The 16,015-nt window shown below is 68.7% G+C and carries 17 protein-coding genes; 13 read left to right on the top strand and 4 right to left on the bottom strand.

Annotated elements, in window-relative coordinates; translation table 11 throughout:
• Positions 1–184: 184 nt before the first annotated feature.
• Together CVV72_RS25430 and CVV72_RS25425 are read left to right on the top strand one after the other, a co-directional pair.
• Positions 185–505, top strand: a complete 321-nt coding sequence (locus CVV72_RS25430; protein WP_219146112.1) for a WXG100 family type VII secretion target — start codon at positions 185–187, stop codon at positions 503–505.
• 52 nt (positions 506–557) lie between these two features.
• Complete coding sequence (locus CVV72_RS25425) at positions 558–842, top strand: WXG100 family type VII secretion target (protein ID WP_219146111.1); 285 nt, start codon at positions 558–560, stop codon at positions 840–842.
• A gap of 111 nt (positions 843–953) precedes the next feature.
• Here CVV72_RS25425 and CVV72_RS25420 read toward each other — a convergent pair whose 3' ends face one another.
• Both CVV72_RS25420 and CVV72_RS25415 read right to left on the bottom strand, forming a co-directional pair.
• On the bottom strand, positions 954–1,691 hold the full coding sequence (locus tag CVV72_RS25420) for a DUF4333 domain-containing protein (RefSeq protein WP_219146110.1): 738 nt from the start codon (positions 1,689–1,691) through the stop codon (positions 954–956).
• Positions 1,692–1,750: 59 nt separating this feature from the next.
• Entirely contained in the window at positions 1,751–2,641 is an 891-nt protein-coding gene (locus CVV72_RS25415; RefSeq protein ID WP_219146109.1) for a hypothetical protein, read from the bottom strand.
• A 276-nt stretch (positions 2,642–2,917) separates the two neighbouring features.
• Between CVV72_RS25415 and rplM the strand changes: the two genes are divergently transcribed.
• The 6 genes from rplM to CVV72_RS25385 all read left to right on the top strand — a co-directional run bounded on the left by rplM (position 2,918) and on the right by CVV72_RS25385 (position 8,752).
• On the top strand, positions 2,918–3,370 hold the full coding sequence (gene rplM / locus CVV72_RS25410; RefSeq protein WP_005166833.1) for a 50S ribosomal protein L13: 453 nt from the start codon (positions 2,918–2,920) through the stop codon (positions 3,368–3,370).
• A 14-nt stretch (positions 3,371–3,384) separates the two neighbouring features.
• Positions 3,385–3,888, top strand: a complete 504-nt coding sequence (gene rpsI / locus CVV72_RS25405) for a 30S ribosomal protein S9 (protein ID WP_034304312.1) — start codon at positions 3,385–3,387, stop codon at positions 3,886–3,888.
• A gap of 247 nt (positions 3,889–4,135) precedes the next feature.
• Positions 4,136–5,470, top strand: coding sequence for a phosphoglucosamine mutase (gene glmM / locus CVV72_RS25400; protein WP_219146108.1), 1,335 nt, complete (start codon positions 4,136–4,138; stop codon positions 5,468–5,470).
• 84 nt (positions 5,471–5,554) lie between these two features.
• Positions 5,555–5,863 (top strand): type VII secretion target, encoded by a 309-nt coding sequence (locus tag CVV72_RS25395; protein ID WP_219146107.1) that lies wholly within the window; start codon positions 5,555–5,557, stop codon positions 5,861–5,863.
• Positions 5,863–8,256, top strand: a complete 2,394-nt coding sequence (locus CVV72_RS25390; RefSeq protein ID WP_219146106.1) for a hypothetical protein — start codon at positions 5,863–5,865, stop codon at positions 8,254–8,256. The genes CVV72_RS25395 and CVV72_RS25390 overlap by 1 nt, the downstream gene beginning before the upstream one ends.
• A gap of 10 nt (positions 8,257–8,266) precedes the next feature.
• Positions 8,267–8,752 carry a hypothetical protein gene (locus CVV72_RS25385; protein ID WP_219146105.1) on the top strand — a complete coding sequence of 162 codons (486 nt, stop codon included), beginning with the start codon at positions 8,267–8,269 and terminating at the stop codon, positions 8,750–8,752.
• Between the two features lie 4 nt (positions 8,753–8,756).
• Here the strand turns inward: CVV72_RS25385 and CVV72_RS25380 are convergent, their stop codons facing one another.
• Positions 8,757–9,689 (bottom strand): cytochrome P450, encoded by a 933-nt coding sequence (locus CVV72_RS25380; protein WP_219146104.1) that lies wholly within the window; start codon positions 9,687–9,689, stop codon positions 8,757–8,759.
• A gap of 62 nt (positions 9,690–9,751) precedes the next feature.
• Between CVV72_RS25380 and CVV72_RS25375 the strand changes: the two genes are divergently transcribed.
• The 5 genes from CVV72_RS25375 (at position 9,752) to CVV72_RS25355 (ending at position 15,122) form a co-directional block, all read left to right on the top strand.
• Complete coding sequence (locus CVV72_RS25375) at positions 9,752–11,413, top strand: fatty acyl-AMP ligase (RefSeq protein ID WP_219146103.1); 1,662 nt, start codon at positions 9,752–9,754, stop codon at positions 11,411–11,413.
• Positions 11,403–11,708 (top strand): acyl carrier protein, encoded by a 306-nt coding sequence (locus tag CVV72_RS25370; RefSeq protein WP_229907950.1) that lies wholly within the window; start codon positions 11,403–11,405, stop codon positions 11,706–11,708. The genes CVV72_RS25375 and CVV72_RS25370 overlap by 11 nt, the downstream gene beginning before the upstream one ends.
• A 237-nt stretch (positions 11,709–11,945) precedes the next feature.
• Positions 11,946–12,161 (top strand): hypothetical protein, encoded by a 216-nt coding sequence (locus tag CVV72_RS25365; protein WP_255632256.1) that lies wholly within the window; start codon positions 11,946–11,948, stop codon positions 12,159–12,161.
• Positions 12,161–14,557, top strand: coding sequence for a hypothetical protein (locus CVV72_RS25360; protein ID WP_219146102.1), 2,397 nt, complete (start codon positions 12,161–12,163; stop codon positions 14,555–14,557). The genes CVV72_RS25365 and CVV72_RS25360 overlap by 1 nt, the downstream gene beginning before the upstream one ends.
• Before the next feature lie 28 nt (positions 14,558–14,585).
• On the top strand, positions 14,586–15,122 hold the full coding sequence (locus CVV72_RS25355) for a hypothetical protein (RefSeq protein ID WP_219146101.1): 537 nt from the start codon (positions 14,586–14,588) through the stop codon (positions 15,120–15,122).
• Between the two features lie 49 nt (positions 15,123–15,171).
• Here the strand turns inward: CVV72_RS25355 and CVV72_RS25350 are convergent, their stop codons facing one another.
• Positions 15,172–15,996, bottom strand: coding sequence for a dienelactone hydrolase family protein (locus CVV72_RS25350; protein ID WP_219146100.1), 825 nt, complete (start codon positions 15,994–15,996; stop codon positions 15,172–15,174).
• Between the last annotated feature and the right edge of the window lie 19 nt (positions 15,997–16,015).

Genomic DNA, 16,015 nt, shown 5'->3' with positions numbered 1-16,015 from the left:
GGGCGAAAAGCGGCGTGCGCGCCGAGTTCCCGCGTCCGGTTCCCGCCGGGAGCGTTAACGCAAGCAACTACTTGAAACCAACGAGCGACAAGAGGGAACCAGACGTGGCAGTGTCTCCGTCGTAGGTCCGTACCAAACGAACTTCACCAAGTACGGATAACCACGAACGAAGGGGGTAGCTCCCATGGCTGGCGGTTTTCAGGGAGATGTCGAGCAGTTCACCCAGGCTGAGAAGCGGGTGACCGAGGTTCGCGTCTCGATGGACCAGAACCTGAGCAAGCTTCGCGACAACATCGAGGCCACCCGCGCGGGCTGGACCGGTGACGCTTCGATCGCGTTCAACAACGTGATGAAGCGCTTCGACGACACGGGCCGCGCCCTCAACCAGGCCCTCCAGAACATCGGTGACCTGCTCGAGCAGGCCGGCTCGAAGTACAACGCTACCGAGCAGCAGCAGCAGGAACTCATCAACTCGGTCAACAAGGGCTTCGGCGTCCTCGGCTGATCTGCTCCACCCCGCACCAATCCAAGACTTTTCTTAATCACTGGAGGAATTCATGGGCGAGATGAAGGTCGATTACGCCACGATCCACGCGGCGGCCGACGACTGCAAGAACACCGGCGGCGAGCTGGAGTCCCTCTTCGGGCAGCTGAAGAGCGACCTCGCTCCGCTGGTCAACACCTGGCAGGGTGACGCGCAGACCGCGTACATCGCCGCGCAGACCGAGTGGGACAACAAGTTCGAGGAGCTCAAGCAGCTGCTCGCGCAGGTCGCCGGCGTGCTGCCGCAGCTGGCCGACGGTTACCAGGCCACGGAACAGGGCGTCACCGGCCTGTTCTGAGTCTTCCGGCTCCGAACGAGCAACGGCGGGCAGGCATCTTCGGATGCCGAGCCCGCCGTTTCGTTTGTGTCAAACGAAAGCCGCGACGGAAACCCGTCGCGGCTTTTCGTGTTAGTGCGGCGCGCCGACCTCGAATTCCGGGGTGGTGTTCAGCACCCGGACGGTGACTTTCTTCTGCTGCCCCGAAAGATCGATCGAGCAGTCGAACGTGGTGCCGTTCTCCACTGGCTGGCCGGAAGGACAGGACACGTTCTTCACGTCCGGCTCCCCGTAGTGCTCGTTGAGCACCCGCGCGACACCGTCCTGGACCGACTTCTGATCGAGCGTGTCGCCCGCGAACGCGCCGAGCAGCCAAGCGCCGACGCCGCCCGCGATCACGACAGCCGCGGCGATCCCCCCGACCAGCAAGGTCTTCTTCGACCCCTTGGGCTTCTTCGCCGGCTCTGTCCCGAAAGCGCCGAGCCCGCCGTACTGCGAGGAGGACTGGGCGGGCTGGAATCCGCCGCCGTACTGCCCCTGCGGGGGAGTGCCCGGAACCTGGTGCGGTGCCTGCCAATCCTGCTGCGGAGCGGGCTGCTGCTGCGGTTGCTGCCACGCCGTCCCCGGTGTGGGAGTGCCGCTTTGCTGCCAGGGCCCGGAAAAGGAGCCGGTGACGCCCGGCTGCTGCTGCCACTGCCCCGTGTAGGAACCGGTGGTCGCCGCGTTCGGATCGTTCTGCTGCCACTGCCCGGCGTGCGGTCCGGTGGCCTGGCCTTCCTGCTGCCAGCCCTGCTGCTGGTTCGCGGGATTCGCGGGCGGCTGCCACCACTGCTGCGGTTGCTGTGGCTGCTGTTCTGGGGGCTGGCTCATCGGTGGTCATCTCGGGACTTCGGGAACTTCACGGCGTCGGGACGAAAGGGGGCCATGTCTCAGACGCCCTTCAACGCGTTGAAGCGGCGGTTGAAGTCGTCCTTGGCCGCCTTGTCCGGCAGCACGGTGATCTGCGAGGCGTCGGGCAGCTTGGGCAGGTCCTGCGCACTCGCCTTGCCGGTGAAGCGGAAGTCGTAGCGCAGTTCGATCTTGTGCCCGCCGCCCTCGATCTTGGCGTCCATGACGATCTGGTTCAGCGTGCCGTCCGAGTTGAGGGAGACGGTGGTGCGCACCGGCGCCTTCTTCATCTCGGCCGTGACGGCCCCGCTGATCGTGGGCGGCAGGACCTCCACCCGCCGTTCCATGAACTTCCCGAACGGGATGTCGGCGGTCAGCTCGATCCGGTTCTCCGGAAGGCTTTTGGCGCCCTTCACGATCTTCTTGTCCGCGTTGTAGGAGACGGCGATCGCGTCGGCCATCTTGCAGGCGGTGATGATCCCGACCCAGGCGCACGGGATCGCCAGGCCCGCCTCCGACTTCGGCATCGAGACCCACGGTGTCGGGGCGAGGCTCTTGTAGACGGGGCCGAGGTACACGTACTCGACGGTCCCGTCGGCGGGCGTGTACCAGTCGATGCTGTCATCCGGGTTCTTCTGCGAGCGCTGACGGCTGACCCGGCCTTCCGGCGAACCGGTGCGGGCCGAGGAGATCGTGCTGCGGATGTACTTCTCGTCGAACCGGAAGTAGGCGCCCGACTCGCTGGTGACGTCGCGCTGCTGGCCGATGGTGTCCTGGAGCTTGTTCATCGCCGTTTCGAACTTCGTGCCGACGTAGGTCGCCGCGTCGTCACCCTTCGGCACGGCGGTGCCCGCCCGCCCCTGGCCGCAGGCGGTGGTGAGCGCCAGCACGGCGCTCAGCACGCACAAGATGGTCGTTGGACGTTTGTTCATCGCCGTTCCCCTGATCGAGTCCCCCGCGCGCGGTGCGCGTCCGGATCGTCTCATCCTCTCCCGCGAAGGACGATGCCGTGGGCGGTTCCGCCACACCGGCGGGGTACAGTTGCGGGGCGCCCGCCGGGCGCCGGTCCTAGTATGGGACCCCGGACCGACCCCCGCTTCGCAGTAGGGTCGGGCGTGGGGGTATCTTCATATGTCGTTGTGCGCTGCGGCGCGTAAGCGCTAGGCCCGCACAGAACCCACACGCAATGTTGACGACGAGGTAGACCCTTGCCCACGTACAGCCCCAAGCCCGGCGACGTCACTCGTGCCTGGCACGTGATCGACGCCGAGGATGTCGTGCTCGGCCGGCTCGCGACCGAGGTCGCCACGCTGCTGCGCGGCAAGCACAAGCCGACCTACGCCCCGCACGTGGACACCGGTGACTTCGTCATCATCGTCAACGCCGAGAAGGTCGCGCTCACCGGTAACAAGCGAGAGCAGAAGTTCGCGTACCGGCACAGCGGTTACCCCGGTGGTCTGCGTAAGCGCTCCTTCGGCGAGCTGCTCGACACCAAGCCCGAGCACCTGCTCGAGAAGGTCGTCAAGGGCATGCTCCCGAAGAACAAGCTCGGCCGCGCCCAGGCGAAGAAGCTCAAGGTCTACGCCGGTGCCGAGCACCCGCACGCCGCGCAGCAGCCGCAGGCGCGCGAGATCACCAAGATCGCGCAGGTCGCGCAGTGAGTGAGGAACAGTCTGTGACCAGCACCGAGACCGAGGCCGTCGAGGCTGTCGCGACCACGGAGACCGCTCCGGTCGGCGACGCCGTCGCGACCAGCGAGACCCCCGCCGCCCCGCGCCCGTCGCGTGCCGCCGGTGGCAACGCCCAGACCGTCGGCCGTCGTAAGGAAGCCGTCGTCCGGGTGCGCGTCGTTCCCGGTACCGGTGAGTTCAAGCTCAACGGCCGCACGCTCGAGGAGTACTTCCCGAACAAGGTGCACCAGCAGCTCATCCGTGAGCCGCTGGTGACGGTCGACAAGCCCGACTCGTTCGACATCTTCGCCAACCTGCACGGTGGCGGGATCTCGGGCCAGGCCGGTGCGCTCCGTCTCGCGATCGCCCGTGCGCTCGTCGAGGTCGACGCCGACGACCGTCCGGCCCTGAAGAAGGCCGGCTTCCTGACCCGTGACGCCCGCGCCACGGAGCGGAAGAAGTACGGCCTCAAGAAGGCCCGTAAGGCTCCGCAGTACAGCAAGCGCTGATCGCGCCTCTGGCGCAACCCGCGGAAGCGCCCATCCGTCTCTCGGATGGGCGCTTCCGTGTTTCCGGGGTCCTTCGGTCCCCGTTCACCCCAGTCCCACCCGCCCCATGCGCCCCACCCGTATCACGTTTAGCCCGCTAAAGTCGCGCGCGTCGCGATTAGCCCGCTAAAGGCGAAGCCGGGGGCGTGGGCGGGTAAACAGGGGGACTGGCTAGGTTGTCGTGGTGGTTTTTCAAGGAGGTCGACAGATGGCTCGTCTATTCGGTACCGACGGCGTACGTGGCCTCGCCAACGAGGAGCTGACCCCGGAGCTGGCGCTCTCGCTCGCCGCCAGCGCCGCCCGCGTCCTCGCGGCCCACGACCGTTCGCACCGCCCGGTCGCGGTCGTCGGCCGTGACCCGCGCGCCAGTGGCGAGATGCTCGAGGCCGCCGTCGTGGCGGGCCTCACCTCCGCGGGTGCCGACGTGCTCCGCCTCGGCGTCCTCCCGACGCCCGCCGTCGCCTACCTGGTCGGCGCGCTCGAAGCGGATCTCGGCGTGATGATCTCCGCCTCCCACAATCCCATGCCCGACAACGGCATCAAGCTCTTCGCGGCGGGTGGCCACAAACTGCCCGACGGGATCGAGGACGAGATCGAAGCCGGTCTCGCCGCTCCCGTCACCCGCCCGACCGGCATCGGCGTCGGCCGGGTGAAGGACGTCCCCGACGCGGGTGACCGCTACATCGAGCACCTGCTGTCGGCCACTCCGCACCCGCTCGCGGGGCTGCGGGTCGTCGTCGACTGCGCGAACGGTGCCTCCTCCTTCGCCGCCCCCGAGGTGTACCGCAAGGCCGGCGCCGAGGTCATCGCGATCCACGCGGACCCGGACGGCGTGAACATCAACGAGCACTGTGGGTCGAATCACCCGGAGGGGTTGCGCGCCGCCGTCGTCGAGCACGGCGCCGACCTCGGGATCGCGCACGACGGTGACGCGGACCGCTGTGTCGCGGTCGACGCCGCGGGTGAACTCGTCGACGGCGACCAGATCATGGCCGTCCTCGCGCTCGCGCTCGCCGAGACCGGCGAACTGACCAAGAACACCCTGGTCGCGACCGTGATGAGCAACCTCGGCCTGCACCTGGCGATGCGCGCGCACGACATCAACCTCGTCACCACCGCCGTCGGCGACCGCTACGTCCTCGAAGAGCTCCGCGCGAGCGGGTTCGCGCTCGGTGGCGAGCAGTCGGGCCACGTCGTCCTGCCCGCCTACGCGACCACCGGCGACGGCCTCCTCACCGCGCTGCGTGTGATGAGCCGCATGGCGTCCACCGGCAAGTCGCTCGCCGAGCTCGCCGCGGTCATGAACCGCCTGCCGCAGGTGCTGGTGAACGTCCCGGTGGCGGACAAGGCGGCCGTCGCCGTCTCGGCCGCGGTCCGCGACGCCGTCGGCGCCGTCGAGGCGGAACTCGGTGAAGAAGGCCGTGTCCTGCTGCGCCCGTCGGGCACCGAGCAGCTGGTCCGCGTCATGGTCGAGGCCACCGCGCACGACACCGCACAGGCGGCCGCGGACCGGCTCGCGGGAGTCGTCTCCTCCGCCTCGTAACCCCTCTCACGATCTCCTCAAGTCGCTGCGCTGGGGTTACCGGCCCGGTACATTCCGTGTGCGGATACCTAGGGGAGGGTGACGGTGGCCGGTAAAGGGCACAAGGTCGATCCAGCGCAGCTGAACGAGGCAGCCAAGGTCTTGCAGGACCTGCCCAAGCAGGCTTGCGAAGGGCCGATCGGGGCGGTCGAGCAGATCAACCTGACCGCGGCGAGTTTCGGTCCGGCGCACGGGGATTGCTTCAGCGGGTACTCCGTGAGCATCCAGCGCCTGGCGAAGTGCGCGCGCAGTTATCTCGCGGCTTCGGACGAGTTCGGCCGCAAGCTCGCGGCGTCCAAGGACCTTTACCAGTCCAATGAGGACTCCAACGCCGCCGAGATGAGGAAGCACTGATGCCTCTCGCAGATGTCGGCGGGGACACCGGTCACGACATTCCCAGCCGGGCCGAAGTCGAGAAGATTCTCAACGACCCGAACATCGACCGCGACACCAAACGCGAGCTCGCCCTCAACTACATCGACTACATCGAGGACGAGACACCGGAAAGCTGCGGGTTCGCCAGCGAAGCCGAGCGGAACGGCTTCCGGGACTACATCAAGTCGATGAACGGTGACTGGATCACCGAGAGCGACATCGGCTCCAACGACGCCTACCTCGAAGACCTCCAGAAGGCCTACAAGACCGCGCACGAGAAGTACGACGCGAACCAGGCCGCGGGGCGGCAGGGTGATCGTGACGCGCTGAACCGGGACGCGGCGAAGACCCAGGAGATCGCCGGGCGCGCCACCGAGACCGACCCGGGCTGCGCGAATTCGAACGACATCATGGTCCCCGGCCTGTCGGGGTTCAAGGTCTACGAGATCTTCCACCCGCTCTACGTCCGCGCGCTGGGCCTGGCGGGCGGCGGAGCGGCGGTCTCCCTCGCCGAGCTTCAGCGCCTGTACCACGAGCAGGACAACATCCCGTTCAACCTCTTCAAGACGAGCGCGGAGGAGCTGACCGCGGTCGGCACGGCCGTCACCGGGTCCGCGCAGGACGTCTCCGGAAAGCTGGGGAATTCGCTCGGCACCTGGGAAGGCGCCGCCGCCGAACAGGCGCGCGCCTACCAGAAGGCCTATTCGGACAAGACCGGTCTGGTCGCCGAGGCGTTCAAGGCCGCGGGTGACGGGCTGCTGCGCACCACCGCCTCGGTGGGCAGGTTCTGCCGCGAAAAGGTCGAGTGGCTGCAGAAGTGGTTCACTGACAACATCGACGGTGCCACGGCGCAGGACATCGAGCGGATCATCCGCATCGCCGACGGCTCGTGCAGCCAGAACGACATCATCCACTGCATCAAGTTCCTGAGTGTCGAAGCCAAGGACGCGTTCAACGACGACGCCGGCGACATCGACCAGAGCACCATCGACGAGGTCCTCAAACCTCAGGCGGTGGCCTGGTTGAAGAACGTCTTCCTCGGCTGGTTCGGCAAGCACATCGAGAACTTCCAGCTGGTGTGCAAGAACACGCGCGACGCGATCAACGGCGCGTGGAAGGCGTACTTCGATTCGCTCGGCCAGGTGGTCGAGAACCCGTTCGCGGATCTGGGCAAGACTCCGGAAACGGGCGGCGAGAAGCCGGTCGAAAAGCCGGTCGAAAAGCCGGTCGAGAAGGGCGGTGGCGGCCCGCCCGCCAGCGGTGGCAGTGGCGGTGCCGGACCGTCGGCCGGTGGGGGCGGCGCTGGGCGCATGACGCCGAGCAACACCGTGCTTCCGGAGCCGGAAAAGCCCGAAGTTCCCGGCCAGGAGAAGAACCCGGTCACGGACAAGCCACTCGACGTCGACCCGGCCACCGGCGAGCCGTATCCGATCGACCCTCGCACGGGTGAGGCGGTCAAGGACACCGTGCGACCGGAGCCGGTGACGGTCGAGCAGGGCGACCGCAAGATCTCCATGGCCGAGCCCGGCGCCGACGGGAAGATGGGCATCTCCGTCCAAGACGGCACCGGCCAGGTCAAGGACTACGACCTCGACTTCGGTGACGGTAAGGCCACGCCGGATGCGGCTGGCGGCCCCGCACACCGGGAGGGGGCCGAGCAGCCTGCTCCGCGCCCACCGGCGACTCCGGGTCCCGACGGCAAGATCCACATCGAGGACGGCGGCCTCAGGATCACCGCGGAACGGCCGAACGGTCCTGACGGGCCGACGCTGGTGACCGTCGACGACGGTTCGGGACAGCCGTCGAAGTACACGTTGGGCGAGGACGAGTCCGTGGGTGGCCGTCACGCGAACCCGGACTCCGCGCCGCAGCCGGCCGGAAGGCATGCCGCGGCGCAGCCTGTCGAAGAGCAGGCTGTTCGCTCGCACGACGGCACGTCCGGTGGGGCCGGCGGCGGAGCACCCGCGCCCGGTCAGCAGGCCGAGCCGGTGGCGGCGGCCGGGGACGGCGACTCCGAATCGACGACCGCCCAGTCGCTGAGCGACCCGTTCGAAGGCGGGGACAACGGTCTCGGTGACACGTCGGATCCGGCCGGGACCGGCGGCGGCGCGGCCGCTCCCTCGACGTCGTCCGGGCTCGGCTCCGCTCCGGGAGGGGGCGCCCAGGATCCGGCCGCGGCCGGTGCGGGGATGATGGGCGGCATGGGCATGATGGGCGGCGGCGCGGCCGGGGGCGGACAAGGTTCCGGCGAAGACCAGCAGCGCACGTCCAGCGGATACCGGGTCGACGGGGGCCTGTTCGACACCGCGACGACGACGGGCAGCCGGATCAGCGGCTCGCTCGACGACGACGGCGTCATCGGCTTCCGTTAGGGGAGGGTCAGTGAATCCTGAAGAGGATCTCGCCGGACTCCGGCACAAGCTGGCCGGGCTGGAGCGCGAGAACGGCGACCGGATGTACCTCGTCGACAACCGGGCGGCCAAGGCGATCGAGGAGACCAAGGCGGCGGGCGAGCAGCTCAAGCAGGAAACGGGCGCGGCGCTCGCGGCCCGAAGCGAGCAGAAGCGGCGCGCAGAGGCCGCAGGCGGCTGGGAGACCGAGTCGACGCTCTCGGAGAAGGTCGAGGACGACGGCGACTTCGGGTTCGAGGAGGACGAGGCCGAGAACGAGCGCCGTGCCGGGTATCGGGCGGCCGAGGAGCCGCCGATCGCGTACCGGCCGCCTGCTCCGTCCGTTCCCGCGCCGCCGCAGCCCCCGCCGGCTCCGGCGTCTGCGCCGGAGGAGCGTCCGGCCGGGCGGCATCGGCGGGCGGCCGCCGCGCGAGGCGACGACGACGATTTCGCCAACACCGACTGGCTGGCGACCTGAACGGTCAGGTTCGCAGCGCGACGATGGCCCGCTCGACGCCGTGGAAGACGGCGTGCGTCTTGTACCGCACCTCTTCGGCGACGTGGTCGGGAGTCAGGATCTCGGCGAGGGCGCGAAGCGCGGCTTCGCCCTCGGCGACCGCCACTCGCGAGCCGGGGCAGGTGTGCCTGCCGAGGCCGAAGGCGAGTTCGGCGTCGGGGCCCAGCGGGATGGCCAGTTTGTCCCCGGTCTCGAAATCCTTGCCCGCCAAGGAGAACGGCGCGGTCACGCGACGGGCGGCGAAGCGGGTCGGGGCGATTTCGTGGATCAGACCGCGTACGTCGTCGAGGACGTCTGGACGGCGTAGGAGTTCGAGGCCGGCGAGGGCGAGGAAGTTCATGGAGTTCTCGTACGCCGCGTGGGCGAGCATCACCGGCGTGATCATCAGCTCGTCTTCGGTGATCCGGCCCGCTTCGTGCGCTTCGCGGAGCAGCGCCAGCCCGCCGCCGTCGACGGCCGTCGCCTTGAGAAAGAACATCGCGACCCTGAGCGCGGCGGTGTCGGCCCCGGCGGGCCCGCCCGACCAGACGTCCAGATTCGCGGCGGTCTCCGAAAGGTTCGTCAGGAGCTTCTCGCCGAGTGGCTCGACCGTGCCCAGCACCGCCTCCGTCACCCTGGCCGCCACCGGCCTGGCGAAGTCGGCCACGAGGTCGAAGCGCGCACTCGACTTTAGCGGGCTAATCGTGACGCGCAGGTCTGTGAGCAGGGCATTCGGGAGGGGTTCCACCAGGGCGATGACCTCCTTGACGACCGCGCGGAGCCGCCGGTGGCCGGCGCCGTCCATCAGCAGGAGGTTCGGCGTCTCGGCCGCGGCACCGCCCGGGTTCGAGCTGAGCTCGCGGTCGCGCAGGGCCTTGACGCGATCCGCCGGATCGTCCAGCACGAAGAAGTCGTCCACGTTCGTATGATGCCCATGCGCCGCCGGAGGATGTGCCAGTGCCTTCAAAACCGTCACCAGAAGTGCCCGACGAAGTGTTGCGGACCCCGCTCGTGCGCCGCCTGCTCGAACGCGCCGAGGTCGATCGTCCGGCGTACACGCACCTCGACTGCTCGAACCGGCACGAGCCCGTCGAGGACACGCTGACCTGGGCCGAACTGCTCGTCCACGTCCGGGCTGTCGCGGCGAAGCTGCGTGAGGTGATCCAGCCGGGAGACCGCGTCGCGATCACCGCGCGGCAGGACCTCTCTTACGTCGTCGCCTTCTTCGGCGCGCTGTACGCCGGGGCTGTCGCGGTGCCGCTGTCCGCACCGGACGTCCGCGCTCACCGCGAGCGGCTCGTCGGGGTCCTCAACGACTGCGACGCCGACATCTGGCTCACGTCGGAGGCCCTGGTCGAGCGGTTGACCGACTTCGCCGAGGCGGAACCGGTTCCGGCGCCGCGCGAGATCATCGCCGTCGACACCCTGCCGCCGGACCCGGCCGACCAGTCGCCGCCGTCGCCGGTCTCCCCCGAAGACCCCGCCTACCTGCAGTACACCTCCGGCACGACGCGATCACCCGCCGGCGTGATCATCACGCATCGGGCGTTGTCGGCCGCCTGCTGGCAGATCTGCGACGCCTATGACGTCGACGAGCACACCACGTGCGTGGGCTGGATCCCGTTCTTCCACGACATGGGGCTGGCGCAGCTACTCGCCGGGACGATGCACGCCGGCGGCCGGACGGTGTTCATCGCGCCGCTGGAGTTCATCCGGCGCCCGGAACGCTGGCTGCTGCTGATGTCGTCGTATCCGAACACCCTCACCGCGGCCCCGAACTTCGCGTACGACCTGGTGACCGAGGCCGTGCCCGAGTCGAAGCGCGCCGAGTACGACCTCTCGACGGTGTCGATCGCGCTCAGCGGCAGTGAACCGGTCCGGGCGGCGACCGTCCGGGAGTTCCTCGCCGCTTATGAACCCCACGGCTTCCCGAGGGGCGCGTTCCGGCCGTCCTACGGTCTGGCCGAGGCCACGGTCTACGTCGCCAGCGGCGATTCCGGCGGCCCGGTAATGACCGAGGTGGACGGCCGGGAAATCGTCGAAATCGGCTGGCCCAGGGGGCAGCGGGTCCGCGTCGTGCCACCGCCGGATCGCAGTTTGCCCGCTAAAGTCGACACGGGCGAGATCTGGGTCAAGGGGCCCAATGTGGCTGCCGGGTATTGGCGCCGTCCGGAGTTGACCGCCGAGATGTTCGGCGCCGAACTCGACGGCGAAGGCGGCTGGCTCCGCACCGGCGACCTGGGCATGATCCGCGACGGCAGGCTGTCGGTGACCGGTCGCATCAAGGACCTGATCATCATCGACGGCCGTAATCACAGCCCCCACGACATCGAGGAGACGGTCGCCGCCACGCACCCCCTTCTCGGGCCAGAACGGGTCGCCGCGTTCTCGGTCGACGGCGATGAGGGGGAGGGCGTCGTCGTGGTCGCCGAACGCGCGCGGAAAGCCCCCGACTTCGACGAAGCCGAGATCGCGCGGGCCGCCACCCGCGCCGTCGCCGAGCGGCACGACGTGCGGCTTCGTGCTTTCTTCCTGGTGAAACCCGGCGGCCTGCCGAGGACCTCCAGCGGCAAGGTCGCGCGTTCCGCGGCCAGAACGCGGTACTGGACCGCGGATGGGACAGAATTCCCCCATGGCAGCTGACGGGAGCGAGTACGTCGACGAGATCAAGGCCCTCGTCTGCGAAACCTTCGACGTCGATCCGGACACCATCGACGAGAACACGCCCTTCGCCGAGATGGGCGTCGACTCCCGGCGTCGCGTCCGGCTCCTGGCGACGGTCGAGGTGGAGTTCGGTATCGACATCGACCTCGACGAGCTGGATCGCCTGGTCGACATCCGCGGCGCGGCCACCGTGCTCGCCGAAGCCATCGAAGCGGGCGCGAAACCGCGAAAACGCGGTCTACCAGGCTTCTTGCGCCGAAATCGTTTGAGTTAGCAAAGGTGTGAATGTCCCTGCGGTCCGGATGACCGGTGGGTACATTCTGTGTGCATATGCGATGGCACCTGATGCCGCCGGCGTGCGTCGTAGGTAGGACAACGAGGCGGATACAGCGGGACGAAGGGGGCACCGGTCATGCCGGACGGGGGCTACAAAGCCGATTCAGAGGCGATGCTCACGGCGTCGACGTCGTTGGAGCGCGCGGCTGAGAACACTACGTCCGAGGCGGGGAAGGTGGGGCCGACGCAGGTCCAGCCCGCCGACTTCGGCCGGATCCACAAGGACTACCAAAAGGGCTACGCCACCGGGATTCTCGCCATTTCCGACGCGATGAAGGGCTACGCGGGCCAGCTCACCCAGCTCGCCGGCGGGGTCAGCACCGCGTCGACCCGCTACACCTCATCCGACCAGGCGAACGCCGCGGCTGCCAACAAGGCGGGGACCCAGTAATGAGCGAACCGACGCCCGCACAGATCAAGGAAATCCTGAACGACCCGTACGTCACGCAGGGCACCAAAGACGCGTTGGTGTTGTCGTTCGGCGGCAGGGAAGAGGCCTACAAGAAGGCCGTCGCCGAACGTGACGCGAACGCGGCCGGGGACAAGAAGCAGGCGGCCGCCACGAAACAGGCCGACAAGGATCTCGACTCCATGTCCCGGCCCGCCGCGGGTGGCTCCACCACCAAGTCCGACCAGGTGCTCGACCTCGGGAAGCCGGCGCTGGACTTCTTCTCCGACTGGGCCGAGCAGGTCTGGAACAAGATGCCGGACAAGCCGTACGAGATCAGCTACAAGACCGACATCTGGGACCGGTTCCACGAGAACCGCGAGATCAACTTCCAGAAGATGTTCGACGAGGTCGAAGATCTCGGCGACGCGAAGAAGGCCGTCGAGCAGACTCAGAAGGACGCGTCGGCGGCGCTGTCCACGCTCTTCCACGACTGGAAGGGCGAGGGCGCGACGGCCGCGAAGGTCAAGTACGAGCAGCGGATCCAGCCCGACGCGAAAGAGCTCATCGCGCAGATGGACGGCGCCATCAAACTGGTGCCGTCGACCATCGACAAGATCTACAGCGCGCTCAAGCTGAAGGTCGACGAAACGCTGAAGCTGCGAGTCGACAAAGTCGCCACGGCGCCGCTGTTCACGGCGAAGCAGGTCGTCGAGATCGCGAACGGCAAGGTCGATTCCAAAGAAAAGCTCATGGACGTCGCGTACTGGCTCGACTCCGCGTGTCCGGGCAACAATCTCGCCGAACGGCTGCGTGACGACGACTGCAAGCTGAACGACGAGAACAAGGACTACGCGATCGGGGCCGCGAAGCAGTGGCTGAAGGGCTCGTTCGCCACCGAGTTCGGTGAGCGGTTCGAGAACTTCAAGAAGCTCTGCAAGAACGCGAACGAGACGATCAACACGCAGTATCACGAGCTGTCGCGGTTCATGGAGGACTACACGAACCCGTTCCCCGCGCCCGGTTCCGAGAAGCCGCCCGCCGACGACGGCAAGGGCAAGGACAAGGGCGGCGGCGGTGACACCGGTGGTGGCACCGGTGGTGGAAGTGGAACCGGGAGCGGCGGTGGAAGCGGAAGCGGCGGCGGTGCCAGCACCCCGCCCGCCGCCACGGTTCCCGAGACTCCGAAGCCGGAAGACAAGCCCGCCGAGGGCATGAACCCGGTCACCGGCAAGCCGCTCGAGCTGGACCCCGAGACCGGCAAGCCGTACCCGATCGACCCGGCGACGGGCGAGGCGATCAAGGACGGCATCGACGGTCAGGACACCATGACCGTCCAAAAGGGCGACAACAAGATCGAGATGACCGAGCCGGATAAAGACGGCAAAATGGACATCAAGGTCGACGACGGCAAGGGCAACGAGAAGGACTACAAGCTCGACTTCGACGACCCGAAGGGCGAAGAGGGCAAGGACGGCAAGCCCGGCGAAGAAGGCAAGGACGGCGAGTTCGGGCCGAAGGGCACCGTCAAGGAGGGCGAGCCCGGCCCCGACGGCGTCTACCGGCCCGGCCCGGACGGCAAGATCCACATCCAGGACGGCAACCTCAAGATCACCGCCGAGCAGCCGCAGGGACCGAACGGTCCGACCGTGGTGACCGTCGACGACGGCAAGGGCGAGCCGACCACCTACACCCTCGACGAAAAGGGTGAGAAGAAGGAGCTCAAGCCCGGCGACACCCTCCAGACCGACGACATCAAGAACGGCCTCGACGACCGGAACCCCGGCAACCCGCAGCCCGGCAAGGTCGAAGACGTCCGTCCCATGCCCGCCCCGGCTGACGGCATCGCTCCTCCCGGTGGTGGTGGCGGCGGTGGCTTCAGCGCTCCGGGCGGAGTCGAGGTCGGTGTCGGCGCCGAAGGGACCGCTTCGGTCTCGGCGGGGGCCGAAGCCGGCGCGGGTGGCGCGTCGGGTGCCGGCGGCGATGGCACCGTGCCGACCGCGGGAGGCGGCGGCAGCTTCGAAGGCGCGATCGGCAGCCCTCTCGAAGGTGCTTCGTCGGGGTCGCTGAACGAAGCCGGTTCCCTGGAAGCGGGCATGCAGTCCGGCGGCGGTGCGCAGCCTGCCGGGGCCGAAGGCGGTCTCGGGATGGCTCCCGGCGGGATGGACCCGGCGCCCGCGAGCGCCGGTGCCGCGAGCTCGCCCGCCGGAATGGGCGGCATGATGGGCGGAATGGGCGCCATGGGCGGCGCGGCCGGTGGTGGCGGGGGTGACACGCAGCGCGGGTCGAGCCAGTACCGCGTCGAGGGTGGCATTTTCGAGACCAGTGGTGCGGGCGGCCGGATCAGCGGATCGCTCGACGACGAGGGCGGCGACCGTTCGATCAGTTACGAGCGATGATCGGTAGCCGGGGAACGAGGGAGGACCGATGAGCGCTGTTGACCGGCTGGCGGCCGCCATGTCCAGGCAGGACGCCGCCATCACGGAGCAGTTGGAGCAGCGCGGGCTGCGGGAGCGGCATCTCGCCGATGCCAAGGCCCAGGCGGCGGAGACCATGCAGAAGGACGCCGCCATCCACGACAAGTACGCCGCGCACATGCAGGAGCTGGGGAAGCGGAGCAAGGAGGCGGGCGGCTGGCTGACCGGCAAGACGACTGCCGACCGCAGCCACACGATCGGCTTCGACATCGAGGACGACGACAAGCCGGATGCCCGGTTCGCCGAGTTCGGTGCCCGTGCCGACGTGTCGCGGCCGGCGCCGCCTCCGCCGCCGATCCCGGTCGCGCCGGGGGTGCCCGGAATGCCGGCGACGGTGGACGTCCCGTCCGCGGCGCCGGCGCCCGCTCCCAGCGCCGCGGCGCCCGAAGAGCCCGGCACGCCCGCGCGTCGCCGCGGTCGTCACGCTCGTGACGACAAGGGATTCGACGACGACGACTTCTCGAACAACTCGTGGATGGTCGACTGACCGGCTTCACCCCCGGATCGCGTTTAGCCCGCTAAACGCGATCCGGCGGTCAGGCGGCGGGTTCGTCCTGGAGCTCGATGGGGGCGCGTTTGACGTCGGCGTCCAGCAGGGGCTGGTACTTCGTCGTCCCCGTCAGGTGCGTGAGGAAGAACGCGGTGAACAGCGCCCGCGTCAGCTGCTGGGTCCCGCGGTGCGGCTTCCCGTGCAGCAGCAGCTGGCTCCAGTGCCTGCCCTCGGTGACGCCGAGATGCGACGACTTGCCGAGCGTCCGCAGCTGCACCGGCCCGCCCCACGCGTCCGCGATGGCCTCGGCATGTCCGACGGGCGGCGCGACCAGGTCTTCACCCGCCGCGAGATGCAGGCCGGGCGCGGTCACCGAGCGGGCCGACACCGTCGCCGGCGGCAGCGTCTGCGCGGGGGTGATGGTCGCGACCGCGCGGATCTCGGGCCGCTCTTCGTTCTCGGCGGCCTGCGCGGCGGCCAGTACCGCCGACCCGCCACCGGTCGAATGCCCGGCCAGGCCGAGTTTCGCCGGGTCGACGCTGATGCCGTCCGGTCCGAGGCGGACCGTCGTGATCAAGTCGAGCGTCGTGAGCAGGTCACCGGCCAGAAGCCGGTGCGAAGGCAACGGACCGCGCTGCGTGGCCGGGGCCGCCGCGACGATGCCCCAGCTCGCGAGATGCCGGAGCAGATGCCGGTAGCTCCCGGTCGGCTGCAACCAGCCGTGCCCGAACGCGATCGCGGGCAGACCGAGGCCCGAACGGGGGGTGAACACGACGCCGGGCAGTCCGACCAGGGCGAGGTTGCCGCGCAGAACCTCGTGCGGACCTGGGTGGGACAGCTCCGCGAGCAGCTGCTTGGGCTTGCTGGCCATGCTCGTGACCTTACTGCCC

The sequence above is a fragment of the Amycolatopsis sp. TNS106 genome (assembly GCF_019330265.1).
In the GTDB taxonomy this organism is placed as follows: domain Bacteria; phylum Actinomycetota; class Actinomycetes; order Mycobacteriales; family Pseudonocardiaceae; genus Amycolatopsis; species Amycolatopsis lurida.
The sequence above is the reverse complement of the archived record's forward strand: the minus strand, read 5'-3'. Positions and strand labels throughout refer to the sequence as shown.